The following is a 20,181-nucleotide window of genomic DNA, read 5'->3' as shown; positions in this document are numbered from 1 at the left end:
TTGTGACACGCTGTTTCACCGTGCCTTCTGATTCCGGGAGACGGTTGTAGCGGTGCAGGCTGTGGTTGTAGAGTTGCCGCACGGTATCACGCACCCAGTCCAGTTGCTCCCGTTGTTGACTGTCAGGGAGCAACCGATATTTGAGGACGTAATCCATGCGCAGTACATCGATTATCCACCTGTAGAAAGTTAAAAGGTACGTATCCCTCGCAGGGCGATTCATCCCCACCCTATTCGCTCACTACGTTCGCTCCTTGAGGGTGGGGGCTTCTCGCCCAATCTGCTAAAAAAGCCACGTGTGCGAGGGGCAATCGGGAAGCACCGAGACGGGTATGTAAGGGTATGGCAATCACACTGCCGACCGATGGACAGGAATGGATCGACGAGTGGGCCGAACAACTCAACGAGAGCGAGGCCTACAGCGAGGCCGGGCAAGGGTGGGGCGTCGACTTCAACGGCGTGTTCCTCTTCGACATCCAGCCGGACGATACCTACGACGGCGAAAACCTCAAGTTCGAGATCGACGTACGGGACGGGACCTGCCACGAGGCCAGACAGGTCGACGACGAGGACGACGTCGACTGGGGCTTTGCCTATCGGGGTCCCTACACGAACTGGAAGGGCATGATACGGGGCGAGATCGGTGCCATCGACGGCCTCATGGGCGGCAAGTTCGATCTCGACGGCGACATGCAGAAGGTGCTACAGTACTCCGACGCCGCGACGGTGATGACCGAGAACGCCGCCGAGATCGACACCGAGTTCGAGTACTGATTCGACTGCCGGCCCCGATCGACGGGTGTCGACACCCGAACCGGCGTGCGTGACACCGACACCCACTCCGGGGCGGTTTCTCAGTTTTTAAGTCGTGTGCCGAGACAGGGACGTGTATGCTCGACAAACTCGGCGTGGCCGGACTGTTCGGCTTTCTACTTCTGGTCGCCGGTATCGGTCTCCTCGCGTACATCGACCTCCTCATCGCCGCCGGCGTCGCGTTCGTCGTCGCCGGCCTCGGCCTCGTGGTCTACGGACTGGTCACGAACCTCCTGGGCGCGCTCGGGATGGGCCAGATGATGTGAGCGGGCGGAAAAGGACTCGAAATCGGAGTCGTTCGCTACGGCGCGCGATGCATACTGTCGGACAGAAATTCTCACAGCGGAATTCTCAGATGTCCTACGTAGAGCGGCTCGTCACCCAGTGTGAGCAGTCCACGCGTCACGGACTGCTGTCCGGCAGTCTCAGTCCGCACCCTGGTGTGGGACGTACCCACAGCGGTCACAGCGGTGGTACTCGTGGACGGTCGTCATCGACGTCTCGCAGTTCGGGCAGTGCATGTACGCGCCACTCCGTGCCGCAGCGTTATGAGCATTTTCTCGAATTCGAGTAAACTTCTCTTCAGTTGAGATGTCGGATCGAACTGGGCGGGTGGCCGATCGGGCGACCTCTCCCACGGTCAGTCGATGACGGTCAGCCACACGACACCGCCCACGAGTACCCCGCCGACACCGAGACTCAGGCTCACCAGTTCGACGTTGACCAGCAGGAGGAGGTTCGAGGCAATGGCGACCAGGGGGACCCAGGGGACGGCGGGGACCTCGAACAGCCGCGTTCGGTCGGGGTACCGCCGGCGCGACTGGATCAGTGCGACGTTGACCATCGCCAGTCCGCCGAGCAGCATGAAGTCCGCGAAGTGGGCCATCGCGTCGAGTCCCAGCCGTGGGAGCCACGTCAGGGCCGGCCCGTCCGCCGGACCACCGAGCACCACCGTGAACACGAGGACGAACGTCAGGATGAGGCCCCCCGTGAGCAACACGGCGTTGTGCGGGACCCGGAACCGGGGATGGATGCGACCGAACCGGGCGGGGAGGTGCTCGTTGTCGGCCATCGCCAGTTTGACGCGCGAGCCGGCGAGGATCGTCGCGTTGGCCGCGGAGATCATCGAGAGGAGCGCCCCCAGGATGAACACGGCGAAGCCCCACTCGCCGAGGTAGTACTGGGCTGCCCGGCCCATGGCCACCTCACCGTGGTTCGCGACGAACTGGGTCGCGGCCGCCGTCGATCCGACGTCGGTCCGGGCGACGAGGAATTCGAGGAAGCCGGGGTCGTTGACCGCCAGGACGACGACCGTGACCACGAGCACGTAGAGCGCGGTGACGAATCCGAGGCTGACGAAGATGGCTCGCGGCACCGTCCGTCTGGGATTGCGAACCTCACCGCCGCTCGTCGCGATCGCCTCGAACCCGAAGAAGGTGATGAACACGAGGGCGCTGGTGAGTGCGACGTCGTCGAGGTTCGTGACGTTCCGGGCGAACGAGTCCGTGACGGCGCTCGGATCGAAGGCAGTCAGCCCCCCTCCGAGAAAGAGGAGGACGAGCAACACCTTCAGCCCGGTGACGACGATCTGGAACCGCGTCGATTCCTCGCCGCCCAGGAGGTTGACGCCGACGAGGACGGCGAGCACGACGACGCCCGACACCCAGTAGGGGACGGCGGCAGGGATCGACAGGGCCGGGTAGGCGAACCGGTAGAACCAGCTCGTGAAGCTTGCGAGGTAGAAGGCCGCGCTCGCGGGATACCCGAGGATCATCATCCAGCCGACGAGGTACGACAGGTCCGACTGGAACACTTCCGCGACGTACTCGTAGCCGCCACCGTCGACCGTGTAGATCGTCGCGAACTCCGCGTAGGTCATCGCGGTGAGCGCGGCCACGACCGCCGCGAGCACGAACGAGAGGATCGCCGCCGCTCCGACAGTGGCGACGGCGAGCCCCGACAGGACGAAGATGCCACCGGCGACCATCGTCCCGACGCCGATGGAGACGGCCCCCGCCAGCCCGATGTCCCGCTGGAGTTCGTCGTTCCCGTCCGTCATCGGCCTAGCCCCGGAACAGACGCCGTATCTCGTCGCCGACGCCGTTCTCGACGCCGACGACGTACCGTTCGCCCGGCGTCAGCGTCATGTCGTCGCTCGCCAGGCGACTGCGGTCGGCGTCCGAGACGACCCGCGTCCCATCGGGCAGGTTCACGTCGGCCAGTCGACGGTCGGCGACCGGCGCGTCCTCGGCGACAGTCAGTTCGACGAGTTCGAGACCCGCCTCCCCGCCGAGCAGCGTTCCCACGGCTCCGCCGACGAGGGCGTCGACTGCGAGATTCGCCCCTGCGAGGGCTGGAAAGACGACCGCGTCGACCACGTCGTCGTACGCTCGTTGCTCACCGCGCTCGATTCGCGCGACCGTTCTGACGTCGGGGTGTCGCTCGCGCGCCTGCAGACAGACGGCCAGGTTCGTCCCGGCGTCGCCAGTCAGGGCCGCGATGGCATCGGCCTCCCCGATGTCCGCCTGTTCGAGGATCGACGGGAGCGTCGCGTCACCGTTGATGAGCGATCCCACCGACCCCTCGGCCAGATCGTCACACCGCGCTTGCTCCCGTTCGATGACCGTGATCGTGTGCCCCCGTTCGGTGAGTTGGGCCGCCGTTCGGCGCCCCAGCCGTCCACCACCCGCGATGACGATCGTCTGCCCGCTCATACGGGATCACAATCGGCGTCGATGGACATCAAGATACGGCCAGTTCCCAGTCCCTGAAAACCGGAACACGGGCGAGTGGTGGGTCCCCGTCAGTTGCTCGGGCGGTCGGCTCGGTGTTCGCTGATGAGGCGGTCGACCATCTGCTCGTTTTGCTGTTTCGCTCGCTGCTCGGCGCGGTCGTGCCAGTCCTCGATCGCGGCCTCGACCTCGCTTTCGCGGGCGACGGCGAGTTCGTCGATCTCCTGGATGGCCACGTCGTCGGCCGGCCCGACCGGGATGTCCTGTTCGAAGAGGAGGTCGTCGGCCATCTCCGAGAGGCCGCCGTCTTTGAGCACGACTTTCGGGTTCACGTCGGCGAGTTTCTGGGCGGTCGAGCGTCCGGCCCCGCTGGCGTCCCGGAGGTAGATCACGTCGCCCTCGGCCAGCCCGTACTGCTCGTCGGCGTGCTCGATGGCACCCGTCGTGAACTGCTCGACGACCTTCACCGGGACGAGGTCGCGCTGTTCCTCGGAGACGTCCGCGAAGTTCGAGTGATCGAGTTTCCAGAGCGCTTTGAGCCGGTCGAGTTTGTCCTCCAGTTCGTCGACTCTCTCTCGCTCTTCGTCGAGTTCCCGTTCGAGCCGTTCGTTCTCCCGTTCGAGCCGTGTGACTTCCCGGCGCTCGCGGGCTTCCCGTCGCGCCTCCTGGCGCTTTGCCGTGAGTTCCTGCTCGTACTCGTCGATGCGCTCGTCCTTCCGGCTGATGGTCTCTTTCAACGTCTCGGCGTGGGATTCGAGCCGGTCGACGCGGGCCTTGAGGCGTTTGATCTGCTTTTCCTCGGCGGACAGTTCCCGCGGCGTGTGTTCGGTCTCCTCTTCGGACTCCGCTTCCTCGGTCTGGATGTCCCTGAGGACGGACTCGACGGACTCCTCGTCGCTGACGACGCGGGCGGTCACCGCCCCGAAGTCTTCCTGTGGTGGCACTTTCTGGGCGATGCGGTCGAACTGGTCTTCGTGTGCGTCGTAGGCGAACAGGGCCGCCGCGAGCGCGTCGCGCTGGTGGTCGTCGTCGTAACTCTCCTCGCGCGCCCGGTGTTTCTTCTCGTCGACCGGGAGGTCCCGGTCGGGGGTCCAGCCGGCGGCCTCGAAGCTCCGCCGGAACCCCTCGACGGTCTCGGGCATCGGCGTCACGTCCGCGGCGACGATGATGGGACGGCCGCGCTCGATGAGCCACTCGGTGACGTCCGCGGTGTCCCCGGTGCGGGTACTCATCACGTCCAATACGCTGCCATCGAGACCGACGACGGCCGCGGCCGTGGTCGTTCCGGGGTCGATACCGACCAGCACGTGGTCCCGGCGTTCGACCAGCGGCTGGAACTCGATCCCGTCGCGGCGCTCGCGTTCGATCTCGATCCGAACGTCGCCCGATCGCTCGGTCGAGACCGGGATGTCCGAGGGACGCCCCTCGACCTCGAAGACGGCGTTGGCGAACCCGCCGTACTTTTCGGTCACGTCACGCTCGTACGCCAGGCTCGCCGCGTCGAGTTCGTCCTCGACCTCGCGGGTCCGCTTCCTGACCGACCCGTGGATGCGGCGCGTATAGCGGTCCTCCGACCAGCCGCCCTTGCCGGTCGACCGACCGCGAGCGACCTTCACGCGGGTCGTGTTCGTGAAGGCGCTCACCTCCTGGCCGACGTTCATCGCGGCCAGCCGCGCAGCGGCTTCGGCCTCCTTCATCGGCTTTTTGCCGTACGGAACACCGTGGCGGGAGGCCACCCGGGAGAGCGGCTCGGGCTGTTCGGCCCCGGTCACCTGGACCAGGGTCGTCTCGTCGGGTAACCCACGTAGGAAATGGACGAGCGCGTCCTTGTCCTCCGCGAGCTCGTACATGTTGTCGGTCGCGAGCATCGCTGGTTCTTCGCGGTCGAGTAGTCGGTGGAGCTTCCGGCGGGAGACCACGTCGCGGTCGATCGACTCCCCGTCGAAGGCCACGAGCGCGTACGATACGTCCCCCCGGACGTCCCCACTCTGTACGTCGACCCCGAAGACGACTGCGTCGAGGGCACGCGTGCGGGCGTTCACACCCCGGCTAGGGTCCTCCCCGGTATAAATTTCGTGGCGCGGACGGGCCCAGCACGCCCCCCCGAAGAGCGGCGGCCAGACCGGACCGGCCCGTAAAACTTATTTTACTATGTCAAAGACGTTTTACTGTAAAGAGCTCTTTACGACAAGAGCTCTTGACGAGGTGTCACAAATGGCAACGAGAAAACACTCGGACGATTCGCACGGACCGACTGGTGCCGTTTCCCTCGTGGGAGGCCGGTGCTCGTGAACTCACTTCTCGACCGGACCGACCGGGTTCGACAGGCGGTCGCCGGACTGTCTGTCGTCGCCGGCCTCGGCCTCGCGGTGTTCACGGCGCTGAACCGGCCGCTGGTCGGCGTCGGCGTCTACGTCGTCGGCGTCGCGGGCGCAGTATTCGCCCAGTCGAGCGCGGAGATGCCCGTCTACGACGAACGCGACGAAGCGATCGCCCGGGAGGCGGCCCAGTGGACGCTCACCGTCTTCGGATGGGCCTCGGCCGGCGTCTTCCCGGCGCTGACCGTCGCGTGGGGGCTGGACGCCTTCACCTGGCAGCCCTGGAGTGCGGCGATCGCGCTGTTCGTGGCGATCCTCTACCTGACCTACGGGGCCGTCCTCGTCGTGCTTCAGCGGCGGAGGTAACGACGATGGATAACTCCCTGCGTGACTACCGTGACCGATACGACCTGAGCCAGCGCGAACTGGCCGAGTACGTGGGCGTCACGCGCCAGACGGTCAACGCCGTCGAGGGCGACCGCTACGACCCCTCCGTCGAACTCGTGTTCAAACTCGCCGCCTTCTTCGAGTGCCCCGTCGAGGACCTCTTCCATCCCGACGTGAGCGTCGAGACGACCGCCGGCGACGCCGGACCCTAGAGCAGGGCCGAGATCTCCTCGGCCACGGCCGCCAGGTCCTCGCGGTCGGCCGGCGACTGGTCCGCGTCGATGGTCACGTCGTCGTCCTCGGTCCGCGGAATCACGTGGAGATGGACGTGGAACACTTCCTGCCCAGCGGGCTCCCCGTCGGCGAGAAAGAGGTTGACGCCGTCGGTCGGTACGTTAGACCGCCGGAGGGCAGCGGCGACCTTCTGTGCGACGGCGAACATCCGCCCACCGGTCGCCGGCACGAGTCCCGCCAGTCCCGTCGAGTGCTCCCGGGGAATCACGAGGACGTGCCCCTCGTTGATCGGGTTCAGGTCCATGAAGGCTATCGTCTCCGGGCCGTCGTAGACGACGCTCGCCGGTGCCTCGTCGGCCGCGATCGCACAGAACGGACAGTCGTCAGTCATTGTCACATCCTCGTGTGATAGTCACAAAGAACCACTGGTCACTCAGACGGACTGTTGTCACTGGCTCCCCGTACGGCCGCCCGACGACGGGGGTTGATACTGAACTGACGTACGACAATCCGTATCACACGAGAGAATCAGCCAAACAGCTATGACAGCATCATGTCACACACCGTACGATGGTAGCGTCCGGGCCGACGATGGCATTGGCAGCCGTGACGGGGGCTACCGCCGTACTCGCAGCGGGAGTGAGTGCGCTATCGTGGGCCCGGCGTGACAAACGCGGGGCGACCGGCCTGGCGCTGGCCAACGCGATGGCGACGCTCTGGCTGGCGGGATACGCACTCGAACTGGCGAGCGGAACGCTCGGCGGGGCGCTGTTCTGGCACCGCATCAAGGTACTCGGTCTGAACGGGATTCCGATCGCCTGGCTCCTCTTTGCGGTCGATTACACCGAAACCGACCGAATCACGCGGTGGCACCTCGCCGCGCTCGCGGTCGTCCCGCTTACGAACGTGGGACTCGTCCTGACCAACGGCTGGGTGCACACGTTGAACTGGACGGCGGGACGCTTCGTCGAGAACGGACCGTTCCAGTTGCTCGCGCTCGATTTCGGCGTCGCCTGGTGGTTCAACGTCGCCTACAGCTACGTCCTCATCACCATCGCGATCATACTGCTAGTCCGGTACCGGCTCACGGCGGTCCACTTCCAGCGCCGCCAGACTGACCTGATACTCCTCTCGGGGCTTCCGATCACGCCGGCGAACGCGTTTTACTACCTCGATATCGGGCCGTTTCCGGCGCTCGATTTCACGCCGTTTACCTTCGTGTTCGCCGGGCTCTCTATCTTCTGGGGGATCTTCCGGTATCGGTTGTTCGACCTGTCCCCGGTCGCCAGACGGACGGTCGTCGAGGACATGGACGACGCGATGTTCGTCCTCGACCGCGACGGCCGGATCACCGACCTCAACCCCACGGCACGGACGCTGTGCCGGGAAGCGAACCCCCTTGGTGAGCAGGCAGGCGACGTGCTGCCGCCGCTCGGAACCGTCCTGCGCGAGACCGCAACGCGGCTCGCGGACGGGGCGACGTCCGCGCCGAGCCCGGCACTCGACCCGCTCGACTACGCCACCGAGTCGGCCGACCTCGATACCGACGAGGTCGCTATCGACCACGACGGGGACCGGCGCGTCTACGACGTCAAGGTCTCCTATCTCCGGGACCGGAGCGACGACGTCACCGGCCTCACCGTGGTCCTCCACGATATCACCGAGCGAACGCGACGGACCGAGACGCTGGCTGCACTCCAGACCGTGACTCAGGACCTGATGCGCGCCGAGACCGTCGACGGCGTCTGTGAGCGGGTCGTCCACGCCGCCAGCGACGTCGTCGGGTTGCAGTACGTCACCGTCTACCGTCACGAGGCCGAGCGGCTGGAACCGGTCGCCGCCACCGACGACGTATCCGCCCTCTACGAAGACCCGCCGTCGGTGCCGGTCGGTGCGGGACTGGCTGGAACGGCGTTCGAGCGCGGCGAGACTGTCGTCTACGACGGAACCGGTGACGTACAGCCACGAGACGCAGCCGTGTCCATCGAGCGCGCACTGCTGGTTCCGCTCGGTGAGTACGGCGTCCTCGGTGCCGTTGCCGTCGAGCCCGTGGCAATCGACGAGGAGACGGTTCACTTCGCGGAGGTACTCGCGGCCAGCGCGTCGACGGCCATCGCCAGGGCCGACCGCGAGGAGGCCGTCAGGGAGCGCGAACGCGAACTCCGCCGGCAGAACGAACGGCTCGACGACTTCGCGAACGTCGTCTCACACGACCTCCGGAACCCGCTGTCGGTCGCCTACGGACACGTCGAACAGGTCGAACAGAGCGAACACGCCGACGCGACCAAGGCGGCACTAAAACGCATGGAGGAGATAATCGACGACGTGCTCACGCTCGCCCGACAGGGCGGCCCCGTCGACGAGACAGCGACGCTGTCGCTGGGCGACGTGGCTCGGACGGCCTGGGAAGTCGCCGAGACCGGCGACGCCGACCTCCGGACCGAGGATTGCCGAATCGAGGCCGACGAGAGCCGCCTCCAGCAACTGCTCGAGAACCTCTTTCGGAACAGCGTCGACCACGGCGGCACCGACGTGACCGTCCGCGTCGGGCCGCTCGAAGGTGGATTCTACGTCGAAGACGATGGCCCGGGCATTCCCGAGGACGAACGCAACCAGGTGTTCGACTCTGGATTCTCCACGGAAAGCGACGGCACCGGTCTCGGGTTGTCTATCGTCAGCCGAATCGTCGAGGACCACGGCTGGTCGATTCGCGTCACCGAGAGCGAGGTAGGGGGCGTCCCCGCGAGCGGGGACGCGCCGGACGAGTTCCGCGAGTCCGGCGGCGCACGCTTCGAGATAACCGGCGCGACGACCCCCGCCGAGCAGTAGCGACGGACGACGTGACCGACGGTCACTCCTCGGCGTCCGGGAAGGGCACGTCGAGTTCGTCGCCGTCGTCGGGGAGGAAAGCCCGCTCGCCCTCGAACACCTCGCGGGCTTCAGTTTCAAGTCGGTCGGACTGGCCGGCGTAGCGCGTCGAGACGTGCGTGAGCGCCAGGCGTTTCGCACCCGCGCGGTTCGCGATCTCGGCCGCCTGCTTGGCCGTGGCGTGACCGGTCTGGCCGGCCCGCTCGCGGCGGTCCTCGGCGAAGGTCGCGTCGTGGATCAACAGGTCGGCGTCCTCTGCGGCCTCGACGACGCTGTCGATCGGGCGCGTATCCCCGGTGTACACCACGCGTCGGCCGGGACGAGGTGGCCCGACGACCTGTTCGGGTTCGACGACGGTGCCGTCGTCGAGTTCGACCGGTTCGCCGTTGTGGAGTTTGCTGTACTCCGGGCCCGGCGAGATACCGAGGTCGTTCTCGGCCTTTTCCCTGTCGAAGCGGCCCTTCCGGTCGTCCTCGACGACGGCGTACCCGACGGCTGTCGCCCGGTGGTCGACCTCGATGGCGCGGATCTCGAAGTCCTCGCGGTCCAGCGCTACGTCGCCGGCCGACACCTCGTGGACCCGGATCGGGTAGGAAGGGGAGTTTCCGGCGACGGTCACGAGTTCCTCGATGCGGTTTCGCGTGCCTGCCGGCGTGTGGATGGCCAGCGGTTCCTCGCGGTCGTTGAAGTCCCAGGTCTGGACGAGGCCGGGCAGGCCCAGGACGTGGTCGCCGTGGAGGTGGGTGACGAAGACGTGGGAGACGTTGAAGCCGGTCTGAAAGCGCATCATCTGGCGCTGGGTTCCCTCGGCGGCGTCGAAGAGGAACCGCTCGCCTTCCCGGCGGACCATCACCGCGCTGGGGTTGCGCTGGGTCGTCGGGACGGCCCCACTGGTCCCGAGGAAGGTCACGTGCATACCCCGATTTCGGCGAGGGGTCCCTAAACGCGCTTCGAAAGGGACCGACGGCCCGGCTTCGGACCGGACCTCGCGTCAGTACTCCCGATCCGGACCGGGGTATTCGCCCCCGACGACCACCTCGTACAGAGACTCGGGGTCGAACAGGGACACGAACGCCCGCGGTTCCCTGACGCTCACGTTCATGTGTTTCCGGAGGGACGCGCCGGTCTGGACGCTCCCCAGTTCGTCGTCGTAGGAGAGCAGATGCACGGCGTCGCCGTTGTACGCTGAGGCGAGTCCGGGGTGATCTCCGTCGGGGTGGTCGACCCGCTCCCGGAGTTCCTCGGCGTGGTCGCGCCAGTCGGCCGCGAGTTCGGCGTTCGCACACGTTTCGACGACCGCTTCGGCGTCGTCGAGCAGGGGGTCGCTGGCGACGAGCGTCACCCAGGAGTGGTCCCGTGCGAGGTTCAGGGCCTCGCGAGCGGGGCCGCCGACCAGCAGGTCCGCGGCCAGCACGTCGGCGTCGGCGACGAACCGCGCCGGGTTCGGGTCGGGGTCACTCATCGCGTCGCGCCGCCAGGGCTTCCCTGACGGTCTCGAGGTCCGTCTCGTACTCGCTCGCCCGCTCGAACAGCGCTGCCCAGGTCATGGGTCGACGTGGGTCGCGGCCTGTGGAAAACCCACCGGTCAGACTCGCTGGGCGACCAGCCAGTAGCCCAGGCCCGCGAGGAAGGCCACGCCGACGTTGGTCGCGACCGCGAGGACGCCGATGGCACCGACCAGCAGCGGGCGGTCCGTGTCGGCCGCCACGCGACCGAGCTGGGCCGCGACGACGAACAGCAGGGTTCCCAGGATGGCCATCGGGAAGCCGAGCCAGAGGCCCGCGACGAGGGCCCCGCCGAGGTAGAGCACCCCGAGGACGACGTTCGCGCCGCCGGTCCGGGCGCCGAAGGCGTACTTCCCCGCGAGGCCGCCGCTGCCGTGACACATCGGGAGTCCCCCGAACGGCACGGCCGCGAGCGTCATCGTCCCCATGCTCCGGGAGAGCCGGTCGGCCGACACGTCGGCGTCGAAACAGTCGTCGAGCAACAGCGAGGTCGCGACCGCCGCGTTCCCGACTGTCATCGCAAGTTGTGCCAGCGTCCCCTCGACGGCTCCGGTCGTGAAGGCGGGCCCACCGGTCGGGAACGCCGAGAGCGTCGGCACCGAAACCGCCGGGAGTCCGCCGACGAACAGGGTCCAGCCAGTCCCGACACCGAGGACGGTCAGGCTCGCGAGCCGCCAGTGACCCGCCGCGGCCACGCCGAGGGCCACCGCACCACCGGCGACCGCCATCGCGGGGTGTCCCATCGACAGGTCGAGGCCGGCCTCCACGAGCAAGAGCGCGACGGCCAGTTGCACGCCGCGAATGACCGGCCGGCCGACGTACCGTTCGACCCGTCCGAGCGTCCCGGTCGCGCCGACGGCCAGGAGGACGCCACCGGCGAGCAGCCCCGCCGCGACGAGTTCGCCGTAGCTGAGCGCGCCGGCGATCGCCAGCCCGGCCAGCGCCTTCATCGGCTCGACCGAAAGTGGAAGCCCGTAGCGGAGCCCCCAGACCACCTGGAAGACGCCGAAGAACAGAAAGACGTGCCCGATCGAAACCGGGGTGAGCGCCCCGAGTGCCACGACGATGGGCAGCACCGTAACTGAATCCCCTAGCGCTCCGGTCACCTCGCCGACCGAGAACTCGATCCTGTCATCGAGATCGAACGGGGCTGAAACGGCCACGAAACAGGAAAAACGCTCGCACGCAATCAATGTTTTCAGTAATCGATCGTGGTTATCGTCCGGTGGGATGGCAACTAGCGCGGCTTACGGCCGTCCGCGGGCGGTATGACGGTTGTCTGACGCGATTTTAAGTGGCTTCCTCCCGTCTCCCGAGATACGGGCGTGCCTCAGACGGCCTCAGTCTCCCATCCTCCCGGCGCGCCCGGACACCGTTGACCCCACCCCACCCATTCTCTCGGACTACCGGACAGCCGTGCGTGAATACCGGAGAGCTGCTCGGGCCGACATTTCACAGCGAGACCGTCTCACTGGACACGTGAGGTGTGACGATTCGGTCCGGCAGTAACAGTCGATGGGTGACGCCGAACTACGCGACCGCCGCGTCGCCGCGCAGTTCCTCTCTGACGGCGGCCAGCGAGTCGGGGTGGGCGATGATGGCGACGCTGTCGCCGGCCTCGATCTCCGTCTGTGGCAGCGGGATCGTCATCGACTCGTTCGCTCGTCCGTGCGCGTAGATGCGCGCTTCCTCGGGGAGTTCGAGCGCGACGACGCGCTCGCCGACGACCGGTGAGCCGGCCGGAATCTCGACGGAGGCGGCCGAGAGCTGTTCGGTGATGTCCGCCAGTACGTTGAAGTTGCCGCCGAGCAGCGCCGTCTTCGCACCCGCGGCGCCCAGTCGCTCGGGATAGATGATCTCGTCGACGTCCTCGGCGTACTTCTCGTAGATCTCCTCGCGGTAGTCCTCGTCGATGCGCAACACGGTCCGACAGCCGTGGTGTTTCGCGATCATGCAGGCGCTGAAGTTGGTGTTGAGATCGCCGGTCAACGCGGCGATGGCGTCGGCGTCGTTCACGCCGGCCGCTTCGAGGGTGTCCTCCGTCGAGCCGTCGCCCTCGACGACCTCGAACCCCTCCGCGCGCACTCGCTTTGCCTTCTCGGGGTCGTTGTCGACGATGACGACCTCGTGGCCCTCCGACTGGAGCGTCCGTGCGGTGCGCATCCCGACTCGCCCGAAGCCGACGATGACGAACTTCATACCCGTGTGGTATGCCACCATGCGTGAAAAGCGCTCCCCCTGTTCCGCGTTCGGCCGGTCGCTGGACGGACCGCTCTCACCCTGATGCTTATGCGTCGTGATCACTATTCACACACCAATGGGTGACCGGGACGCCATGCGTGAGGTACTGTTTCGACACTCCGATAGCCGGCCCTGTCGCCTCCTCTGGGAGGCGATCGACGACAGTTCGGGGACGCCGGCCCTCGACGTTCGGGATTACCTGGAGGTGCTTCGAGTCACCGGCGGGGCGGTCTGTCTGGTCGCGCCCGACGACGAGGCCGACCTGTACGTCCGCTGGATCGATACCGGCGGCAGCTACGTGTTCGTCGCGTTCTGGCCGCCCTGGGGCGTCGTCGACGCCGGGACCGCGACCCGCTCGGAGATCGAGACACGGCTCGACGACCGGGACGGGATCGAACCGGTCCACTTCGAGGAGACGCCCTTCGCGAACGACGGACCGGCGGCTGATCTCTCGGGGTGGCTCTGAAAAAATCGGTGGACTGTCGTCCGCTTAGTTGCCGACTTCCATCGCGCGGGAGACGACGTCCTCGCTGTAGAGTTCGGCGAGGTCGTCGTGCTGGTCCGGACGGTTCTCGTAGACGTCCTGGAACAGCGCGACGGGGGCCATCATGGCCTGGTAGGTCGCCTCGTCCCACATGCGGTCGCTGCTGATGTCGATCTCGACGCCGTCGATGCTGACGGTCGTCGCGCGGGTCATGGCGATCGCGCCCTTGCCGGCTTCCTTGGCGGCCTCGAACTCCTCCATGGAGTCGACGATGTCGTCCATGCTCGGGACGTAGGCCGTCAGGTCGACGAGTTCCTCGACGAGTTCCTCCTCGGTGAGTTCGAGTTCCTCGCTGCCGACCTCGAGTTCGTATGTGTCACCCTCTTTCTCGAGTTCGATGCGGTCACCGTCGTAGACTGCGACGCCGTCCTCTTCGGTGAGTTCGACCGTTCGACCGTCGGCGTCGATGGTCCAGTAGCCCTCTTCGGGCGGCAGGACGCTCTGGTTGGCCTCGACGACCTGACCCGGCGTGAGCGACCAGATGCCGGTCATGCCCATCGCCGCGTTGGCCTCGATGCGGTCGTGGTAGCCCTCGACGTCGCGGATGTCGTCGAACGGGCCGTCGACGGAGATGAGTCCTGCGGCGCTCGCGGCGCGGGACGTGTTGTGGCGCAGTTCCTTCCACTCGGGGAGCGCGCCGGTCGGCGTGATGGCGCGCATGTCCTTCGTGTAGTCGACCTCGCCGTCGACCAGCAGGAACATGCGTTCGAGGTTGTTCGTCGGCTTGCCCATCTCCTCGCGGAGCTTGCCCATCGCGAGTTCGGCCGAGCCGCTTTCGATGATGACGGACATCTTGAGGCTGCCCTCTTCGAGGTCGTGCTCGTTTTCGACGATCGTGAAGAACTCGTCTGCCTTCTTCCAGTCGTCGATGTCACCGACTTCGGGGATGACGAAGCCGTCGATGTTCTCGATTGCGCCGTTCGCGGGGTCGGCGATCTCGAGCATGTGCTGGAAGCCCTTGTAGCGCGTGCTGGGGCTGTCGCGGTGCCAGACGACGCGGGGGTGAATCTCGCCGGGGAACTCGTCGCCCTCTTCGGCGACGACCTCGGCGATGTTCTCGGCACCCTCGTCGCGCATGTTCGGGGCCGTCGCGTCCTCGTTGTCCGGCACCCAGACGTCCGGTGCCTGCATCCCGCGCAGGCCGATTGCGCTCCGGAGCTTCTTCGCCGAGTCGTCTGCGCCGCTTTCGGCAGTCGGGGTCGTGAAGAACGTCCGCACGAACTTTCGGTCGTGGAGACGCTTGTCGATTTCAGTCATTGTAGTCGTATCAACGGATAACTCCACCATTATTAAAGGTGACCGAATCCGTCCGAGAGACGGCGTCGCCGCCGCGTACAGTAGTCACTGGGCGGTTTCGTCGCGAAAGAAAATCGGATTTCGACCTGTCGTACGACCCAGCTGACGAACGCCGATCAGTCGTCCTGATCTGCGATCAGGAGACTGCGGCTCGCGTCGGAGCGCGTGCGGATCAGTCGTCCTGATCGGAGTTGATGACTGCGCCTTCTTCCTCGTCGCTGAAGCCGGCGGACTCCTGCTGGCGCTTCTTGGCTTCGGGGTCGAACTTGGCCTCGATGTTCTGGAAGCGCGGGACGAACGACAGCTGGTGGTGACTCTCGGTCTCGTGACCCAGGTAGCGGTCTTCGAGGTCCCACTGTGCTTCCTCGTCGTTCTGCGCGATGTTCTTCATGTCCTCGTAGACCGCGTGTGCGCCCGAGTGCAGGGCGTACAGCGTGATGAACTGGTACTTGTAGCCGAGGTCGCCCAGTTCCTGGAACGTGAGCGGGTCCTCTTCCTCGGACCACGCGAAGGAGCTGGAGTAGTTGAAGGCCAGCTTCAGGTCGGGGTGGGTCTCGTGGATGGTCTCGGCGTAGTTGACGGCGTCCTCGCGGGACGGGTCCGGCATCTCGGGCCAGACCAGGTCGACGCCGGCGTCGGCGTACATCCGACCGCGCTCGAGGTGTTCCTCCCAGTCACCGTTGGAGGAACCGTAGGCGTCGGTCCGTGCGATGATGATCGTGTCCTCGTCCTGCTTCGCGTCGACGGCGGCCTCGAAGCGGGCCTTGGCGTCTTCGCGGGAGACGATCTTCTTGCCGGCGATGTGACCACAGCGCTTGGGCGTGGTCTGGTCCTCGATGTGGACCGCTGCGACGCCGACTTTCTCGTACTCTCGGACCGCTCGGCGAACGTTGTGGATGCCACCGTAGCCGGTGTCACAGTCCGCGATGACGGGCAGGTCCGTCGACTCGACGATGCGCTTTGCGTTCTCGACCATCTCGCGCATGTCGACCATCTCGAGGTCCGGGAAGCCGAACTGACCGAGGACCGTCGAATACCCGGACATGTACGCGGCGTCCAGGTCGGCCATCTCGGCCAGACGGGCGTCGAGCGCGTGGTAGAGACCGGGCGCGAAGACGTAGTCCTGGTTGTTCAGCATGTCCCGCAGTTCGCGGGCCTTCTTGTTGTCGACATCGCGAAGGAACGGTTCTGTGCTCTCAACGTTGCTCGCAACGGGGTCTTCCCCTTCTGAATCGTGTGCCATGATTAATGCAATTGAATACTGCTGTAGACTCGGTTTATCTCTGTCGAATCCATTCGCGGGTGCCGTGCGTTCGCATAGCTCGTAACCCGCGAGTGAACCGGTGAACGGGGACTGTGCCCGGCCCCGACGGACGAGGGTTTTACGACCGTAAAACCGACCGCCGACCCGTCGCTCCCAGCCGCTGTGACGGCAGGGTGACTCCGCGCCTGCACGTCGTTAACCGCTGACATCTCCTCGCCGTCCGGATCGGTACTCAGTCCCATGTAAATCCGTTCACGTTCCGCGGTTTCTGTTCGTACGCACCCTCCACAAATATACATCAGCAGAAAAATGTTATGGTTTATAATGTTAATACTCTTTAATCGGTTTACTGAATCTAGAGTGAGCTAACGAATATAAGGGATTGGTGTTCTCTAGCACGCGAAGCCCCGGTTTTGGCCAGTGGTTTCCCGGTGGATGTCGCGACGCCGTTGTCACTCAGGTACGCCAACAGCACTGTCGCTCGGGGACGAACCGTCGAAAGTAGAAAGGTGGGGGGTGGGGTGGGGGAAAGGGTGGCACCGAAAATCGGTGCCTATCCCGAGATTGGCGGCTCCGAGTTAAATATCTTGTGCTGTCGTTCTCCGACCGTCCCGGGTCCGGCGGATCGGCGACGAGAAAGCCTTTCTACGGCGGCTGCCATATCCAGCGCCATGAGTTCGGTTCCCGACCGGAGCGAGATCGACGAGGAGTACAAGTGGGACCTCGAGGACCTCTACGCCGACGACGAGGAGTGGGAGGCCGCCTACGAGAGAGTCGAGGCGCGACTGGACGACCTCCGGGCCTACGAGGGGCGGGTCACCGAGGACGCGTCGACGCTGCTTTCGACGCTCGAATGCCGCGAGGAGATCATGCGGACGGTCTCGAACGTCGCCTCCTACGCGCGGATGCGCCGCGACGAGGACACGACCGACGGCGAGTACCAGGCGCTTCTGGCCCGCGCCCAGTCGCTCTCCTCGGACGCCCAGAGCGCGGCCTCGTTTATCGAACCCGAACTCCAGGACTGTACCCGCGAGGAGATCGACGCGTTCGTCGAGGCGGAACCGGAACTGGAGCCCTACGACCACTACTTCGACGACGTACTGCGGACGAAAGACCACACCCGCTCGGCCGAGATCGAGAACCTGCTGGCCGAACTGGGCGAGGTCACCGGCGCACCCGGCGAGGTGTACAACATGCTCGCCAACGCCGACATGGAGTTCCCGGCCGTAGAGACTCCAGACGGCGACGAGAAACGCATCACGCTCAACAACTTCACGACGCTCCAGAAGAACCCGGATCGGGAGTTCCGACAGACCGTCTACGAGCAGTTCTACGACGAGTGGCAAACTGTGAGAAACGCCGTCGGCGCGGCCTACAAGAACAGCGTCAAGACCGACAGCAAACTCGCCCGGGCACGGCACTACGACACCGCACGCGAGGCCGCCCTCGACGGCCCGAACGTTCCCGTCGACGTCTACGACAACCTCGTCGACACCGTGCGCGAGAACCTCGACAGGCTCCACCGCCACGCCGAACTCAAACGCGACACCACCGAGGGCGACGACCTTCGGATGTGGGACCTCTACGTCCCGCTGGTCCAGGAGGAGAGCCCGGAGGTCCCCTACGAGGAGGCCTGTGAGTACGTCGTCGACGCCGTGGCTCCGCTGGGCGAGGACTACCAGTCCCGACTCGCCGAGGGGCTGGACTCCCGATGGGTCGACGTCTACGAGACCGACGGCAAGCAGTCGGGTGCCTACTCCGGTGGAACGTACGACTCCCAGCCGTACATCCTCATGAACTACCAGGACGACGTCGAGTCGATGTACACGCTGGCCCACGAACTCGGTCACTCGCTGCACTCCCAACTGACGAGCGAGGCCCAGCCCTACGTCTACAGCGGCTACGAGATCTTCGTCGCCGAGGTCGCCTCGACGGTCAACGAGACCCTCCTCACGCACCACCTCCTCGATACGGTCGAGGACGAGCGCCTGCGCCGGCACGTCCTGAACCAGTACTTAGAACGGTTCCGCTCGACGCTGTTCCGGCAGACGATGTTCGCGGAGTTCGAACACCGGACCCACGAACTCTCGGAGGCCGGCGAGGCGCTGACGCCCGACCGACTCGACGAACTGTATCTCGAACTCAAGGGGGACTACTACGAACCGGCCGCGATCGACGATCGTATCGCCCGCGAGTGGATGCGGATTCCCCACTTCTATCGCTCCTTTTACGTCTACCAGTACGCGACGGGAATCAGTGCCGCCGTCGCCCTGGTCGACGGAATCCTGGAGGAGGGCGACCCGGCCGCCGAGCGGTACATCGAGTTCCTGGAGAAGGGCTCCCGTGCGTATCCGCTGGAACTGCTCGACCACGCCGGCGTCGACATGGCCTCGCCCGAGCCTGTCGAGTCGGCCCTCGACGTGTACGCCGAGTACCTCGATGAGTTCGCCTCGTTGACCTGAGGATAGCCGCGACCCAAAGGCCCTTTTACGAGTACACGTAACCAATGGTAGTCAGATGTCTCGGAGCCCCTCGCTCCCGGATCGACCCCGGCTAGACCTCGATCCGGAGATGTCTCCGGCCGAACGGCTGGACGCATTACAGGAGCACTTCGCGAAGTTAGAACAGGTACACGACGAGCTGTCCGATCAGCTCGACGCCGCAGAGTCCCGTCGCGAGGACCTCCGCGAGGAGGTCGACCGGCTGGAGCGCCAAAACGAGACGCTCAAAACCTCCTCGCTGTACATCGCGACGGCCGAGGAACTCACCGACGACGGCATCGTGGTCAAACAGCACGGCAACAACCAGGAAGTCCTGACGGAGGTGTCCCCGCAGCTCCGCGAGGACATCGAAGCGGGCGACCGCGTCGCCATCAACGATTCCTTCTCGGTCCAGACGCTCCTGGAAGCCGAGACGGACGCTCGCGCACAGGCGATGCAGGTCGACAGTTCGCCCGGGGTTACGTACGACGACATCGGTGGCCTCGAAGAACAGACCCGCGAAGTGCGGGAAGCCGTCGAGGAACCCCTGGTCAACGCCGAGCAGTTCGCCGAGATCGGCATCGACCCGCCCAGCGGCGTCCTGCTCCACGGCCCGCCCGGCACCGGCAAGACCATGCTCGCCAAGGCCGTCGCCAACGAGACCGACGCCACCTTCATCAAGATGGCCGGCTCCGAACTCGTCCAGAAGTTCATCGGCGAGGGCGCGCGGCTGGTGCGTGACCTCTTCGAGCTGGCCTCCGAGCACGAGCCGGCGATCATCTTCATCGACGAGATCGACGCCATCGCCGCCAAGCGAACCGAATCGAAGACCAGCGGCGACGCGGAGGTCCAGCGGACGATGATGCAACTCCTCTCGGAGATGGACGGCTTCGAAGAGCGCGGGGAGATCCGGATCATCGCGGCGACCAACCGCTTCGACATGCTCGACCGGGCGATCCTCCGGCCCGGTCGGTTCGACCGACTCATCGAAGTCCCCAATCCCGACCGCGAGGGTCGCGAGCGCATCCTCGAAATCCACACCGAGGAGATGCAACTCGCCGACGACATCGACCTCGGGGAGATCGCCGAACAGACCGACGGGTTCAGCGGTGCCGAACTGGCCAGCCTGGCCACCGAATCCGGGATGTTCGCCATCCGCGACGAGCGAACGACCGTCACCACTGCGGACTTCGAGGAGGCACTGGAGAAGCTGACCGACGAGGACGGCGAGGAAACCGGCCCGATCGCCTTCTACTGACGCGCCGTCTGGTTTTTCGTCCCGTCAACACCTCCTGCTCTAGCCGAAGCCACGTCGCGACACAGCCGACCGACGCCCGCAGTGAAAGTGATCACTGGTGAGCGAATTCGACAGACAGGGCGCCGGTTCGAGGTGAAGCGAGGGGGTCAGGGACCGGTGCAGATGTCGACCCACCTTTTTCTCCTCGGGTGGCTCACTCCGTTCACCACCGCGCGTCGAAAAACGTCCTCAGAAACCTTCG

At 65.7% G+C, this 20,181-nt stretch carries 19 protein-coding genes; 8 read left to right on the top strand and 11 right to left on the bottom strand.

All coding sequences use genetic code 11. From position 1 onward, the window contains the following. On the bottom strand, positions 1-157 hold a 157-nt coding region (locus E2481_RS15690; protein ID WP_169302467.1), incomplete at its 3' end, for a helix-turn-helix domain-containing protein. Positions 158-342: 185 nt separating this feature from the next. On the opposite strand from E2481_RS15690, the gene E2481_RS15685 reads away from it, so the two are divergent. Both E2481_RS15685 and E2481_RS15680 read left to right on the top strand, forming a co-directional pair. Then, a complete protein-coding gene (locus E2481_RS15685) occupies positions 343-774 on the top strand; it encodes an SCP2 sterol-binding domain-containing protein (RefSeq protein ID WP_136718107.1) in 432 nt (143 codons plus the stop codon). A 116-nt stretch (positions 775-890) separates the two neighbouring features. Then, positions 891-1,079, top strand: coding sequence for a DUF7470 family protein (locus E2481_RS15680; protein WP_136718106.1), 189 nt, complete (start codon positions 891-893; stop codon positions 1,077-1,079). Positions 1,080-1,453: 374 nt separating this feature from the next. Here E2481_RS15680 and E2481_RS15675 read toward each other — a convergent pair whose 3' ends face one another. From E2481_RS15675 to E2481_RS15665, 3 genes are all read right to left on the bottom strand, one after another. Continuing rightward, positions 1,454-2,872, bottom strand: a complete 1,419-nt coding sequence (locus E2481_RS15675) for an APC family permease (protein ID WP_136718105.1) — start codon at positions 2,870-2,872, stop codon at positions 1,454-1,456. Between the two features lie 4 nt (positions 2,873-2,876). Further along, a complete protein-coding gene (locus E2481_RS15670; RefSeq protein ID WP_136718104.1) occupies positions 2,877-3,527 on the bottom strand; it encodes a potassium channel family protein in 651 nt (216 codons plus the stop codon). Between the two features lie 89 nt (positions 3,528-3,616). Beyond that, positions 3,617-5,587, bottom strand: a complete 1,971-nt coding sequence (locus tag E2481_RS15665; protein ID WP_136718103.1) for a DUF460 domain-containing protein — start codon at positions 5,585-5,587, stop codon at positions 3,617-3,619. 246 nt (positions 5,588-5,833) lie between these two features. On the opposite strand from E2481_RS15665, the gene E2481_RS15660 reads away from it, so the two are divergent. Both E2481_RS15660 and E2481_RS15655 read left to right on the top strand, forming a co-directional pair. Further along, complete coding sequence (locus E2481_RS15660; RefSeq protein WP_169302466.1) at positions 5,834-6,229, top strand: DUF2178 domain-containing protein; 396 nt, start codon at positions 5,834-5,836, stop codon at positions 6,227-6,229. A 5-nt stretch (positions 6,230-6,234) separates the two neighbouring features. Beyond that, complete coding sequence (locus tag E2481_RS15655; protein WP_136718101.1) at positions 6,235-6,462, top strand: helix-turn-helix transcriptional regulator; 228 nt, start codon at positions 6,235-6,237, stop codon at positions 6,460-6,462. Here E2481_RS15655 and E2481_RS15650 read toward each other — a convergent pair. After that, entirely contained in the window at positions 6,459-6,875 is a 417-nt protein-coding gene (locus tag E2481_RS15650; protein ID WP_136718100.1) for an HIT family protein, read from the bottom strand. The genes E2481_RS15655 and E2481_RS15650 overlap by 4 nt on opposite strands. A gap of 179 nt (positions 6,876-7,054) precedes the next feature. Between E2481_RS15650 and E2481_RS15645 the strand changes: the two genes are divergently transcribed. Continuing rightward, entirely contained in the window at positions 7,055-9,313 is a 2,259-nt protein-coding gene (locus tag E2481_RS15645; protein WP_136718099.1) for a histidine kinase N-terminal 7TM domain-containing protein, read from the top strand. Positions 9,314-9,335: 22 nt separating this feature from the next. On the opposite strand, the gene rnz is transcribed toward E2481_RS15645, so the two are convergent. The 4 genes from rnz to E2481_RS15625 form a co-directional block, all read right to left on the bottom strand. Beyond that, on the bottom strand, positions 9,336-10,268 hold the full coding sequence (rnz, locus tag E2481_RS15640) for a ribonuclease Z (RefSeq protein ID WP_136718098.1): 933 nt from the start codon (positions 10,266-10,268) through the stop codon (positions 9,336-9,338). A gap of 75 nt (positions 10,269-10,343) precedes the next feature. Then, a complete protein-coding gene (locus E2481_RS15635; RefSeq protein WP_136718097.1) occupies positions 10,344-10,814 on the bottom strand; it encodes a DUF7384 family protein in 471 nt (156 codons plus the stop codon). 123 nt (positions 10,815-10,937) lie between these two features. Beyond that, positions 10,938-12,020 carry a putative sulfate/molybdate transporter gene (locus E2481_RS15630; protein ID WP_136718096.1) on the bottom strand — a complete coding sequence of 361 codons (1,083 nt, stop codon included), beginning with the start codon at positions 12,018-12,020 and terminating at the stop codon, positions 10,938-10,940. Between the two features lie 367 nt (positions 12,021-12,387). Further along, positions 12,388-13,056: a potassium channel family protein gene (locus E2481_RS15625; protein ID WP_136718095.1), complete on the bottom strand. Its 669-nt coding sequence runs from the start codon at positions 13,054-13,056 to the stop codon at positions 12,388-12,390. Between the two features lie 118 nt (positions 13,057-13,174). On the opposite strand from E2481_RS15625, the gene E2481_RS15620 reads away from it, so the two are divergent. Next, positions 13,175-13,564 (top strand): hypothetical protein, encoded by a 390-nt coding sequence (locus E2481_RS15620; protein WP_136718094.1) that lies wholly within the window; start codon positions 13,175-13,177, stop codon positions 13,562-13,564. Positions 13,565-13,588: 24 nt separating this feature from the next. On the opposite strand, the gene aceB is transcribed toward E2481_RS15620, so the two are convergent. Both aceB and aceA read right to left on the bottom strand, forming a co-directional pair. Next, positions 13,589-14,890, bottom strand: a complete 1,302-nt coding sequence (aceB, locus tag E2481_RS15615; protein WP_370628413.1) for a malate synthase AceB — start codon at positions 14,888-14,890, stop codon at positions 13,589-13,591. 220 nt (positions 14,891-15,110) lie between these two features. Then, complete coding sequence (gene aceA / locus E2481_RS15610; RefSeq protein WP_136718092.1) at positions 15,111-16,181, bottom strand: isocitrate lyase; 1,071 nt, start codon at positions 16,179-16,181, stop codon at positions 15,111-15,113. A gap of 692 nt (positions 16,182-16,873) precedes the next feature. Here aceA and pepF point away from each other — a divergent pair. After that, the gene (gene pepF, locus E2481_RS15605) at positions 16,874-18,664 is read left to right on the top strand and encodes an oligoendopeptidase F (RefSeq protein ID WP_136718091.1); all 1,791 of its coding nucleotides are present in this window, start codon (positions 16,874-16,876) and stop codon (positions 18,662-18,664) included. Between the two features lie 55 nt (positions 18,665-18,719). Next, entirely contained in the window at positions 18,720-19,940 is a 1,221-nt protein-coding gene (pan2, locus tag E2481_RS15600) for a proteasome-activating nucleotidase Pan2 (protein ID WP_136718090.1), read from the top strand. Positions 19,941-20,181 lie beyond the last annotated feature (241 nt).

The sequence above is a fragment of the Halorientalis salina genome (assembly GCF_005049285.1).
Classification (GTDB): domain Archaea; phylum Halobacteriota; class Halobacteria; order Halobacteriales; family Haloarculaceae; genus Halorientalis; species Halorientalis salina.
This window is presented reverse-complemented; position numbering and strand designations above follow the sequence as displayed.

Coding starts and splice junctions, on each gene's coding strand:
- E2481_RS15685 (WP_136718107.1), top strand. CDS start 343: ATGGCAATCACACTGCCGACCGATGGACAGGAATGGATCGACGAGTGG.
- E2481_RS15680 (WP_136718106.1), top strand. CDS start 891: ATGCTCGACAAACTCGGCGTGGCCGGACTGTTCGGCTTTCTACTTCTG.
- E2481_RS15675 (WP_136718105.1), bottom strand. CDS start 2,872: ATGACGGACGGGAACGACGAACTCCAGCGGGACATCGGGCTGGCGGGG.
- E2481_RS15670 (WP_136718104.1), bottom strand. CDS start 3,527: ATGAGCGGGCAGACGATCGTCATCGCGGGTGGTGGACGGCTGGGGCGC.
- E2481_RS15655 (WP_136718101.1), top strand. CDS start 6,235: ATGGATAACTCCCTGCGTGACTACCGTGACCGATACGACCTGAGCCAG.
- E2481_RS15650 (WP_136718100.1), bottom strand. CDS start 6,875: ATGACTGACGACTGTCCGTTCTGTGCGATCGCGGCCGACGAGGCACCG.
- E2481_RS15645 (WP_136718099.1), top strand. CDS start 7,055: ATGGTAGCGTCCGGGCCGACGATGGCATTGGCAGCCGTGACGGGGGCT.
- rnz (WP_136718098.1), bottom strand. CDS start 10,268: ATGCACGTGACCTTCCTCGGGACCAGTGGGGCCGTCCCGACGACCCAG.
- E2481_RS15635 (WP_136718097.1), bottom strand. CDS start 10,814: ATGAGTGACCCCGACCCGAACCCGGCGCGGTTCGTCGCCGACGCCGAC.
- E2481_RS15625 (WP_136718095.1), bottom strand. CDS start 13,056: ATGAAGTTCGTCATCGTCGGCTTCGGGCGAGTCGGGATGCGCACCGCA.
- E2481_RS15620 (WP_136718094.1), top strand. CDS start 13,175: ATGGGTGACCGGGACGCCATGCGTGAGGTACTGTTTCGACACTCCGAT.
- aceA (WP_136718092.1), bottom strand. CDS start 16,181: ATGGCACACGATTCAGAAGGGGAAGACCCCGTTGCGAGCAACGTTGAG.
- pepF (WP_136718091.1), top strand. CDS start 16,874: ATGAGTTCGGTTCCCGACCGGAGCGAGATCGACGAGGAGTACAAGTGG.
- pan2 (WP_136718090.1), top strand. CDS start 18,720: ATGTCTCGGAGCCCCTCGCTCCCGGATCGACCCCGGCTAGACCTCGAT.